The following is a 248-nucleotide window of genomic DNA, read 5'->3' as shown; positions in this document are numbered from 1 at the left end:
GGATGGCGAGCTCAGTCCGCAGGGATGCGGGATCCCTTTGCGATCAGGCAGGTCTTTCCTGCACGACGCACCGGCTCACCGTCTCCCCACCCCGCACCTGCAAATCCGCCCGATAAAACCGCACCACTTCACCCACCATCAGCAACGACGGAGACACCGGCTTATCCCGCGCCACCGTCTCCGCTAATCCCCCCAGCGTGGTAATCAATACCCGCTGATCGGGCCGGGTCCCATTCTCAATAATCGCC

General features: G+C 62.5%; 1 pseudogene. It reads right to left on the bottom strand.

Annotated features, from left to right (window positions below):
* Positions 1–43: 43 nt before the first annotated feature.
* Positions 44–248: pseudogene (locus SB756_RS33520) on the bottom strand (hypothetical protein); the annotation flags it as partial.

The organism is Pseudomonas sp. SIMBA_068, from assembly GCF_046534705.1.
Classification (GTDB): Bacteria; Pseudomonadota; Gammaproteobacteria; order Pseudomonadales; family Pseudomonadaceae; genus Aquipseudomonas; species Aquipseudomonas putida.
Note: the sequence above shows the minus strand (reverse complement) of the source record. Positions and strands in the feature narration are given on the sequence as shown.